This window comes from Asticcacaulis sp. (assembly GCF_020217185.1).
GTDB lineage: Bacteria > Pseudomonadota > Alphaproteobacteria > Caulobacterales > Caulobacteraceae > Asticcacaulis.
The window spans coordinates 1-10,000 of sequence record NZ_JAIWNX010000153.1 but is presented as its reverse complement, the minus strand read 5'-3'; the positions used below and the strand labels follow the sequence as shown (position 1 = coordinate 10,000).

Genomic DNA, 10,000 nt, shown 5'->3' with positions numbered 1-10,000 from the left:
TGGGTCTGTTTGCCGTCGCGGCCGCCGCCGTGAGCCTGACGGCCTGCGACGTCAACCGCATCCCGACTCAGGAAGAAAACGCCAAACGCGCCTTCTCTGACGTGCAGGACGCCTATCAGCGCCGCAACGATCTGGTGCCGAATCTGGTCGCCACGGTGCAGGGCGCGGCCATTGCCGAACGCGGCACCCTGACCGAAGTGGTCGAAGCGCGCGCCAAGGCCACCAGCGTCACGGTCGATGCCTCGACCATTACTGACCCGGCCAAGTTCCAGCAGTTCCAGCAGGCGCAGGACGGCATGTCTTCGGCACTGGGCCGCCTGATGGTCGTTGTGGAACGCTATCCGGACCTCAGGAGCCAGCAGAATTTCACCACCCTGATGTCGCAGCTTGAAGGCGCGGAAAACCGCATCTCCATCGCGCGCCGCGACTTCAATGCCGCGGCCCAGACCTACAACACCACCCTTCGTTCATTCCCGCAGAACATTCTGGCCGGGACGATCCATTCGGGCGCCAAGCCGATGGAATATTTCAAGGCCGCGCCGGGCGCCGACAAGGCCCCGACGGTGGACTTTTCAGGCCTGAATAACGCCGAAACCTCCAAGTAAACGCCTGAACGGAAGGCCGTCGCATGTCTCTCCCCGCCTCCGCCTTGCGGATCAGGACCGCATGGACGGCCTTTCTCTTCGTCTGTCTGACACTGTGGGCCTCCGCGGCCTTCGCGGCACCCGACTTCCCGAAGCTAACCGGGCGCGTGGTCGATCAGGCCGAACTTCTGACGCCCGAAGTCGAGGCGGACCTGACCGCCAAGCTGGCGGGCCTCGAAAACGCCACCACGGATCAGGTCGTCGTCGTCACGGTCAACAGCCTTCAGGGCTATGACATTGCCGATTACGGCTATCAACTGGGGCGCACCTGGGGCATCGGCCAGAAAGAAGCGAAAGCCACCACGGGCGTCGAGTCCGAAGCGGGCGGTCAGTTCAAAAACAATGGCGTCCTGCTGATCGTTGCGCCCAATGAGCGCAAGGTGCGTATCGAGGTCGGCTACGGTCTCGAACCGGTCATTACCGACGCCTATTCGTCCGTGATCATCCAGAATGCCATCCTGCCGGCCTTCCGCGAAGGCGATTATCAGACCGGCATCGTCAAGGGCACGGACGAGATCATCGCCCAGCTTTCGGCCGATCGCGGCACCGCCATCGAAAAGGCGCGTCAGGTCGCCCAGCAGCCGGTGCACAAGGCGGAGCGCTTCCCCGTGTGGATCATCATCGTCGTGGTGCTGTTTCTGATTATCTTCGGGCGTGGCTGGCTGCCCTTCTTCATCCTTGAGGCCCTGCTGCGCGGCGGCGGAGGTGGCGGCTGGAGCGGCGGCGGGGGTGGTGGCGGTTTCAGCGGCGGCGGCGGCAGTTTCGGCGGCGGCGGTTCGTCGGGTAGCTGGTAGAGGGAAAGACGGACATGCCTTTGAACATCGACCACGCCCGCATCAATGCCGCCATCGCCCGCGCCGAAACGCAGACGGCCGGTGAAATCACATGCGTCATCAAGAAAACGGCGCTCGACTACCCGGAAACGCCGCTGATGTGGGCCGCGGCTTCGGCCTTTATCCTGCCGCTGATCTTTCTGGGTCTGGGCGTGTGGCCGCACGACTGGCTGGGGCCGGTCTTGAGCGCCCTTGCCGGGTGGAATGCACCCAATGTCACCGGCGAATTGCTGGCCGCCGAAGCCATCATCTTTTACGCCCTGACGCAATTGCTGCTGTTTGCCGCCGTCTATCTGCTGGTCAGCGTGCCAAAGGTGACCCTGTGGCTGACGCCGCGCTTCATCACGCGCCGCCGCGCCCATAAGAAGGCGCTGGAACAGTTTCTGGCGCGCGGCCTGCACCTGACCGAGGCGCGCACCGGCGTGATGATCTTCTGCGCGCTTGAGGAACGCTTTGTCGATGTGATTGCGGATGAGGGCATCTATTCGCGCGTGGACAAGAGCGAATGGAACGCCACGGTCGCCGCACTGGTCAGCCATATCAAAAAGGGCGACCTGACCACGGGTTTTGAGGCCGCCGTCGAACGTTGCGGCGTGGTGCTGAGCGCCCACTTCCCGCCGGGGGCCACCAATGCCAATGAATCGCCCGATGTGCTGATCGAGATATAATGCTGGCCGCCGCACTTGTGCCCCTTTACGAAGCCCTGAGCACCGATCCCGCCGTACATACGGGCCGGGCATTGAAAACCGAGGGCCTGATGGTGGGCGGCAAGCTGTTCGCCTTCCTGATGGACGATTATCTGGTGCTGAAACTGCCTGTGGCCGAAGTCAATGCGCTGATTGCCGCGACGGGCGCGCATCACTTGTCGCGTGGCGGAAAGCCAATGAAAGAATGGGTGTGTCTGCCACCCGCGTCACGTGACCTATGGCTGACCAAGGCGGTTGAGGCCAAGGCGTTTGTGCAGTCGTTGATGTGACCCTCTCCTCCCTGTTGCGAAGCAATGGGGAGGTGGCAGCCCGCAGGGCTGACGGAGGGGGACGGCGCTACAGGCAACCCAAAGCTCAGTCGCCGATCGTTCGAGCCACCCCCCTCCGTCAACTCACTTCGTTCGTCGCCATCCCCCCATGCCTTTGGCATAGGGAGGAGAGAAGAAGCGAATATGCGACTGGCCTTCCCCACTGATCCCGTGTACACACCGCCGCCCTTTTGTGTGTCTTCGGCGGAACCTCCCATGTCTTTGCGTCCCTATTGCGGTATAGACTTCGGCACCTCCAATTCGGCGGTCAGCGTCGGGCGCGGTGATCAGGTGCAGCTTGTCCCCGTCGAAGGCGATGCCGTCACCCTGCCCTCGGCCCTCTTCTTCAACACCGAAGAAGACCACCTCAGTTTTGGACGCAAGGCGATTGCCGAATATCTCGACGGCTATGAGGGCCGCCTGATGCGCGCCCTGAAATCGGTGCTGGGCAGCCATCTGATCGGTGAAACCACGCAGGTCGGTACCAAGCGCAAAAACTTCCGTGAGATCATTGGCCTCTACATCGCGCACGTGAAACAGGCCGCCGAACGCCACGCCGGTGAGCGCATCGAAGACGTGGTGCTGGGCCGTCCTGTGCACTTTGTCGATGACGATGCGGAGGCCGATCAGCGCGCCGAAAACGAGCTGCGCGGCATTGCCGAGTCGCAGGGCTTCAGGACCATCCGCTTCGAATACGAACCTCTGGCCGCCGCCCGCGATTACGCCAGCCGCCTCAGCGCGCGCGAAACCGTGCTGGTGGTCGATATCGGCGGCGGCACGTCGGACTTTTCGGTCCTCAGCCTGTCACCGGACCATTCCGATATTCTCGCCAATACCGGCGTGCATATTGGCGGCACTGACTTTGACCGCCTGCTCAGCATGGATACGGCTATGGTCGATATGGGCTGGAAGTCGAAGCTGAAAAGCGGGCTCGACATGCCGGGCCTGACCTATCATCAGCTTTCGACTTGGCACCTGATCAACTTCCTGTACACGCAAAAGGTCATGCACAGCGTGCGCGAACTGCACCATCTGGCTGAACGCCGCGACCTGACGCAGCGCCTGATCAGGGTGCTGGAAGACCGTATGGGCCACGCCATCGCCAGCCGCATCGAAGCCGCCAAGATCGCTTTGTCGGCCAATGAAGTCACGCACATCGACTATGACGATATCGAAGCCGGCTGGGTGTCGGACGTGACGCGCGAGACGCTGATTACGGCGACGGCGCGCGAAGTGGCCAAGGTGGTGGCCACCGCCTTGCTATGTGTGGAAAAGGCGGGCCTTAAGCCGGACGCCATCCATACCCTGTTCATGACCGGCGGTTCGACTGCCATGCCGGGCTTTGAGGCCGCCATGCAGGCCGCCTTCCCGGCTGCCAACATCAATTACGGCGACCGCTTTTCATCGGTGGCGTCGGGTCTGGGTCTGGCGGCACGGGCGGCTTTTACAAGCCTTTGATCCATGTGAGCAGAGCGGCATCGTCGCTCATGTCCCCTTCGAACACATGCGCCGGGCGTTGCGGCTCATTATTGCCGCGCGGGCGTCCGCGATAGACCTTCATAGGGATAGCGATAAACACGCCCGGCGTCGTCAGGGCCTGTTCGCGCAGCTCCATATAGAGGGTGTCGGCGGAGGTTTCACGTCCGACCTGCACCGCGCCGAGCGCCTTCCACAGATCGACCGCGTCGAGGCAGGCCGAGCCGCATTTGGTGTCGGTCAGCACGAAGACGCGCCCCTTGAGCGGGGTGGTGGCGGTCATCGCCGGACGCCCGGCCGTTTCATCATCGGCATCGCGCCAGTAGGTCAGTCCGCCAGCGCGCGCCCCCTTCATGCCGGCAATGGCGCGCCCGGCCCAGGCTATGGCTTCGGGGCTGCCGTTATTATCGCGCTGATCCTTCAGGAAGGCTTCTATGGCCGCGATATTAGCCTCGGACGGCCGCCATTCGGTGGCATCCGCCCCCTTCGGTTCGTGCGCCTTCAGCCAGTCTTCTCCCCAGAGAAGGCGCGCCATCTCATAGCTCCATCGTGACGAACCGCCGCCATTGCCGCGCAGGTCCAGCACGACCCGCGGCGCGGCCTGAAGGCGCGCCTGATCGCTCTGCATCTGCGCGATCAGCTGCGTCAGCGCCTTGAAATCATCGCTCTGCGTATTGCCGTTGAAGCCGGGGGTCGAAATCCACCAGCCGCCATCGACTTCGCGCACGCCAAAGCGATAATCGGCCTGCGGATTGGCCTGCTGGCGATAGGTGCCAAGGGCCTCATCGCTGATCGGTTTCCAGTTGAGAGTAAAGGCCTTGACGGCCCCGTCCACCTTGAAGCGACAGGTTTTAAGCGGTTTCAGATAGGGGTTGGAGGCGTTAACGAACAGCAGACTGCCAAAGGTCACGCGCTGCGACTCAAGGAACCAGCGCCCGCGGAAGGTGCCGACGCGCTCGGCCGCCAGCGCGTCCGCCGCCGTCCCGTCACAATCGATCAGTTGCGCCCCCAGAGGCGGCAGATTGGCCCCCTCTTCGCGGGCCGCCACCACCTGCGCCTTGCCGCGCCACGCCGTCAGGAAGCCGGGCCAGGTGTTGCCGAAGGTCAGCGTGTCGCCCCTGCTCCACAACTGCACATGGCCGTCATCGAACGCCGCCTGATAGGCCCGAAGCGCCCACCACCAGCCGCCCTGACTATCAACCGTCTTCGCCCGTTGCAGCGCCTGTTTCAGGCCGGCCTCGGCACGCGGGCGAAAGCCGGGGTTAAGCGGATCGACCGGCCCCGGATGGCTGTCCATAATGGCGGTGTGAAAGGCCGTCACATCGGCCTCCAGCCGCGCCTTCCAGTCAACAGGAGTGGCGGGCGCTGTGTCCTGCGCCTGCGCTGCAAAGGCGGTGCCTGCGATAAACCCTGCCAGCAAAAGAATCCGGTGCATTCGCTCCCCCGTTCGGATATGAACGCCACAGCTTATCCCGTTCCGGTTGATTGCCAAGAGGCGAAGGACCAGACTACCCGAAATAATGCGACAAAATCGCAAGGACCGGCTTGCCATCGCCACCCGGCTTCTGTATTAACGCGCTAACACAGTAACACACATGACTGACAAGCCCGCCAAGACCCCGCAATCCTTCGCCGCCGATGAGGCGGAGCTGGTGCGCGCCCTTCTGACGCTCAAAACGCCCGAAGAGGTGCGCGCCTTTCTCGACGACCTGTGTACGCCGTCGGAAATCCGGGCCTTTGCCGAACGCTTTAAGGTCGCGCGTCTGCTGGACGAAAACGCCCTCTCCTACCGGGACATCTCGGAACGGACGGGGGCATCGACCACCACCGTCACCCGTGTGGCGCGCTTCCTGCGCGACATGCCGCACAAGGGCTACCGGCTGGTGATCGACCGATTGAACCAAGAAAGTCACTAAAGTCCTATGCCTTCCGAAACCCTCAGACTGCGTATCGCCGTTCAGAAATCCGGCCGTCTGGCCGACCGTTCGCTGGAGCTGATTTCCGGCGCGGGCCTGCGCGTCATGAAGGGCGCCAATGAGCTTTTGTATCGCATCGAGAACCAGCCCATCGACCTCCTGCGCGTGCGCGACGACGACATCCCGACCTTTGTGGCCGATGGCGTCGCTGAACTCGGTATTGTCGGCTATAACGTGCTGGCCGAACACTTTCCGGAAGATGACCTCGAAGAGCGCATCGTCATGCGCCTCGGCTTCGGCAAGTGCACGCTGAAGATCGCCGTGCCGGACAGCGTCACCTATGAGGGCCCCCAAAGCCTCGAAGGCAAGCGCATCGCCACCTCCTACCCCAATATTCTGGGCAAATGGCTAAAGGACCGGGGCGTCAGCGCCACCATCGTCGAAATGCGCGGCGCGGTCGAAGTGGCCCCGCGCATGAAGATCGCCCACGCCATCTGCGACCTCGTCTCGACCGGCGCGACGCTGGAGGCCAATGGCATGAAGGCCGTCGATCTGGTGCTGGCCTCCGAAGCCGTTCTGATCAAGGCCCCGCACGCGCCGCCTGCCGATCTGGCGCACGTCTATGACATGCTGCTGCGCCGTTTCGATGGCGTCACGGCCTCGAACGGGGCCAAATATGTGATGCTCAACGCGCCGCGTGAGCATCTGAACGAGATTATCGAGCTGATTCCCGGTGCCGACGCCCCGACCATCATGCCGCTGGCCGGGCGCGAAGACACGGTGGCGGTCCATGCGGTGTGTCAGGAAAATGTCTTCTGGGACACGCTGGACAAGCTCAAGGCGGCGGGCGCTTCGGCGATCCTCGTTCTGCCGATCGAAAAGATGATGAAGTAGGTGTCGCGGACACCCTTTTAGTTAGGCCTGCGGCATCGCAGGCGGGTATGCACCATGAAGACCTTTATCTGGAACGATCTCAGCGCTTCTGAGCGCAAGACGGCCCAAAAAACCGTCCTTGCCCGTCCGGAAAACCGGCGCGACGCCCGCGTGCTCGAAACGGTGAAGACCATTTTCGACGACGTCGAAGCGCGCGGCTTTGCGGCCGTCACGGACTGGGCAACACGGCTGGACGGTCACGCCCCCGTGCGGGTCGAACTGACGCGCGGTCTGGTCGATGAGGCGCGCGCCAATCTGAGCGCCGAAGACCTCGCCGCCATGGAACTGGCCGTCGAACACGTGCGCGCCTTCCACGCCGCTGAACTGCCGTCCGCCGGGCCGGTCATCGCGCCATCGCAAGGCCTGTCGCTTCAGCGCGTCTATCGCCCGATCTCGACCGCAGGCCTCTATGTGCCGGGTGGCACGGCGCCGCTGTTTTCGACCCTGATCATGACCGCCGTGCCCGCTCTGGTCGCCGGTGTGCCCAACAGAGTCTGCGTCACCCCGCCAGCCAAGGACGGCTCGCTGCACCCCATGATGATCGCCGCCGGGGCCGCTGCCGGTCTTGAGGCCGTGTGGCGCGTCGGCGGGGCGCACGCTATCGCCGCCATGGCTTTGGGCGCGTTGCCGGACGTCCCGGCAGCGGACAAGCTGTTCGGACCGGGCAACAAGTACGTCGCAGAGGCTAAAAGATACGCCACAGAGCGCATCTCCGGCATCGCCATCGACATGCCCGCCGGACCGTCGGAGCTGATGGTCATTGCCGATGCCTCGGCCAATGCGAAGCTGATCGCCGCCGACCTTCTGTCACAGGCCGAACACGACGCCGATGCGCAGGTGGTGCTGGTGACGCTGGACGCGGATCTGATCACCGCCGTCGCCGCCGAACTTGAGGCGCAACTGGCGACCCTGCCGCGCGCCGCCATTGCCCGCGCCTCGCTGGAGCAGGCGCGCCTGTTCGTCGTCGATAGCCTTGAGGTCGCCGCCGAAGTCGCCAACCTCTACGGCCCCGAACACCTGGCGCTTCAGGTCGCCGATCTCGACGCCCTGATCCCGCAACTGACCGCCGCCGGAACGGTGTTCGCCGGGACCTACGCCGCCGAAACCTTCGGCGACTATGCGGCGGGCCCCAGCCACGTCCTGCCCACCGACGGCGCGGCGCGGGCCTGGGACGGCATCACCATCCGCTCCTTCCTGACCAGCTTTGTGGTGCAGCGCGCCACCAAACAGGGCGCGGCGACCATTGCGCCCGCCGCCGCGCGTCTGGCGCGTCTGGAAGGCCTCGAAGCCCATGCGCTGGCGGCAGATTTCAGGCTGGAGGTTTAAAATGACACTGTTGTGCACTGCCGCCAGCTTTTTAAGTTGCGCTACCGCTTCGCTGTCTGAGCGCAGGGCGGCAGATTTCCGGTTAGAGGTCTAACATGTTCGCGTCTCCCTTTACCGCCCTCAATGCCCAGGGTTCCGGCCTCGAAGCCTCGCCGCCCTCGCTGGAGCCGCTGCGTGAGCGCATGGCTGAGCTTTATGGCGTCGAGCCCTATCAACTCATGGTCACGCGCGGGGCGTCACACGCCACCGAAATCCTGATGCGCCGCCTGAAGGTCAATGGCTATGAGGCCGTCTTCACCGAGCCCTGCTATTCGGAGCGGCAATACCACCTGCAAAGTCTGGCCGACGCCTATGGCCTGACGCTGAAACAGGCGACCAAGCCGCTGATGACGCTGAAGGGCGCAGGCATGTACGTCATCGACAACCCCGCCATGCCGGACGGCAAGGCCTGGGACCTGATCGCGGCGCGCACCCTGGCCGTTGAAATCTTCCCCGCCCTGCTGGTGATCGACGAGAGCTATTTCGACGTCTGCGACGCCCAGAGCCTGATCGAGCTGACCAAGTCCGAATCGAACGTGGTCGTGCTCAAAAGCCTGTCCTTCCTGTACGGGCTTTCGGGCGCACGGGTCGGCGCGCTGATCTCGTCGGCCAAGACGCTGAACGGTCTGACGCGTTTCTGTGAGCCGGTGCCGCTGCCCACGCCGTCGATCCGCGCCGCCGAAGCCGCTCTGGCCCCGTCGCGTGCCTTAAGCGTGCAGGCGCGCATCGACCTGATCCGCGGCGAACAGGCGCGCTTGCGCGACGCACTGGAACAGGCGTCCGCCGTGGTGCAGTTCCACGTCAATGACGGCCCCTTCGTGTTTATCAAACCGAAGGACCTGATCCGCAGCCAGACCCAGCTCAAAAAGTTCGGCATCACCGCCAAGAACGCCTATGAGGGCCTGATCATGGCGCTGGGCGACAAGGCGCACAATGACCGTATTCTGGCGGCGCTTGGTGTGACTATCGAAGCCGGACGTCCGGCGCGGCGCGGTGAGGTGCTGCGCGACACCAAGGAAACGAAGATTTCGGCCATTGTCGATCTTGATACGCCCAAACCGGTGAAGATTCACACCGGCATCGGCTTCTTCGATCATATGCTGGATCAGGTGGCGACACACGGCGGCTTCTCGCTGCAACTGTCGTGTCAGGGCGATCTGGAAATCGACGGCCACCACACCATCGAAGACTGTATGCTGGCCTTTGGCCAGGCTTTGAAACAGGCGCTGGGCGACCGCGTCGGCATGGCGCGCTTCGGCTTTGTCCTGCCGATGGATGAAACCGAAGCGAAGGTGTCAATCGACATTTCCGGCCGCGCCTTCTGCGTGTTCAAGGGCGAGTTCGACGCCAGCCACATCGGCGACTATCCGACCGAAATGACCGGTCACGCCTTCCGTTCGCTGTCCGAAGCGCTGGGGGCTTCGATCCATGTCGAGGTCGCGGGCGAAAACGACCACCACAAGGTCGAAGCCTGCTTCAAGGCGCTGGGACGTGCCCTGCGGATGGCGACGCGCATCGAAGGCGACGCCTTGCCCTCGACCAAGGGGATGCTCGCATGAGTCAGGTGGTTGTCATAGAATTAGGCTGCGCCAATACCGCCTCGGTCCTGTTCGCGCTGGAACGTCTGGGCGCTGAGGCCGTACTGTCGTCGGATGCCGCCGAAATCCGGGCCGCCGATCGCGTGGTGTTGCCCGGCGTCGGCGCGGCGGGCTTTGTGATGAGCCGCATCCATGAGCTGGGGCTTTATGACACGATCCGCGGCCTGACCCAGCCGCTGATGGGCGTCTGTCTGGGGCAGCAACTGCTGTTCGACAGCTC

10 protein-coding genes and 1 pseudogene are annotated in these 10,000 nt (G+C 63.6%); 10 read left to right on the top strand and 1 reads right to left on the bottom strand.

Annotated features, from left to right (window positions below; genetic code table 11):
- Window positions 1-5: 5 nt before the first annotated feature.
- The 5 genes from LDL37_RS07600 (at window position 6) to LDL37_RS07580 (ending at window position 3,950) form a co-directional block, all read left to right on the top strand.
- Window positions 6-605: a LemA family protein gene (locus tag LDL37_RS07600; protein WP_290796212.1), complete on the top strand. Its 600-nt coding sequence runs from the start codon at window positions 6-8 to the stop codon at window positions 603-605.
- A 23-nt stretch (window positions 606-628) separates the two neighbouring features.
- Window positions 629-1,438, top strand: a complete 810-nt coding sequence (locus tag LDL37_RS07595) for a TPM domain-containing protein (RefSeq protein WP_290796209.1) — start codon at window positions 629-631, stop codon at window positions 1,436-1,438.
- 14 nt (window positions 1,439-1,452) lie between these two features.
- Window positions 1,453-2,145 (top strand): hypothetical protein, encoded by a 693-nt coding sequence (locus LDL37_RS07590; RefSeq protein ID WP_290796208.1) that lies wholly within the window; start codon window positions 1,453-1,455, stop codon window positions 2,143-2,145.
- On the top strand, window positions 2,145-2,453 hold the full coding sequence (locus LDL37_RS07585; RefSeq protein ID WP_290796206.1) for a hypothetical protein: 309 nt from the start codon (window positions 2,145-2,147) through the stop codon (window positions 2,451-2,453). The genes LDL37_RS07590 and LDL37_RS07585 overlap by 1 nt, the downstream gene beginning before the upstream one ends.
- A gap of 255 nt (window positions 2,454-2,708) precedes the next feature.
- The gene (locus tag LDL37_RS07580) at window positions 2,709-3,950 is read left to right on the top strand and encodes an Hsp70 family protein (protein WP_290796205.1); all 1,242 of its coding nucleotides are present in this window, start codon (window positions 2,709-2,711) and stop codon (window positions 3,948-3,950) included.
- On the opposite strand, the gene LDL37_RS07575 is transcribed toward LDL37_RS07580, so the two are convergent.
- Window positions 3,937-5,403, bottom strand: coding sequence for a S41 family peptidase (locus LDL37_RS07575; RefSeq protein WP_290796204.1), 1,467 nt, complete (start codon window positions 5,401-5,403; stop codon window positions 3,937-3,939). The two genes, LDL37_RS07580 and LDL37_RS07575, sit on opposite strands and share 14 nt — an antisense overlap.
- Window positions 5,404-5,563: 160 nt before the next feature.
- Between LDL37_RS07575 and LDL37_RS07570 the strand changes: the two genes are divergently transcribed.
- The 5 genes and pseudogenes from LDL37_RS07570 to hisH form a co-directional block, all read left to right on the top strand.
- Complete coding sequence (locus LDL37_RS07570) at window positions 5,564-5,884, top strand: YerC/YecD family TrpR-related protein (protein ID WP_290796203.1); 321 nt, start codon at window positions 5,564-5,566, stop codon at window positions 5,882-5,884.
- A 6-nt stretch (window positions 5,885-5,890) separates the two neighbouring features.
- Window positions 5,891-6,778, top strand: coding sequence for an ATP phosphoribosyltransferase (gene hisG / locus LDL37_RS07565; protein ID WP_126421115.1), 888 nt, complete (start codon window positions 5,891-5,893; stop codon window positions 6,776-6,778).
- 54 nt (window positions 6,779-6,832) lie between these two features.
- Complete coding sequence (gene hisD, locus LDL37_RS07560) at window positions 6,833-8,143, top strand: histidinol dehydrogenase (RefSeq protein ID WP_290796201.1); 1,311 nt, start codon at window positions 6,833-6,835, stop codon at window positions 8,141-8,143.
- Between the two features lie 95 nt (window positions 8,144-8,238).
- Window positions 8,239-9,741, top strand: a complete 1,503-nt coding sequence (gene hisB, locus LDL37_RS07555; RefSeq protein WP_290796200.1) for an imidazoleglycerol-phosphate dehydratase HisB — start codon at window positions 8,239-8,241, stop codon at window positions 9,739-9,741.
- Window positions 9,738-10,000, top strand: a pseudogene (gene hisH, locus LDL37_RS07550) (imidazole glycerol phosphate synthase subunit HisH); the annotation flags it as partial. The gene hisB and the pseudogene hisH, both read left to right, overlap by 4 nt.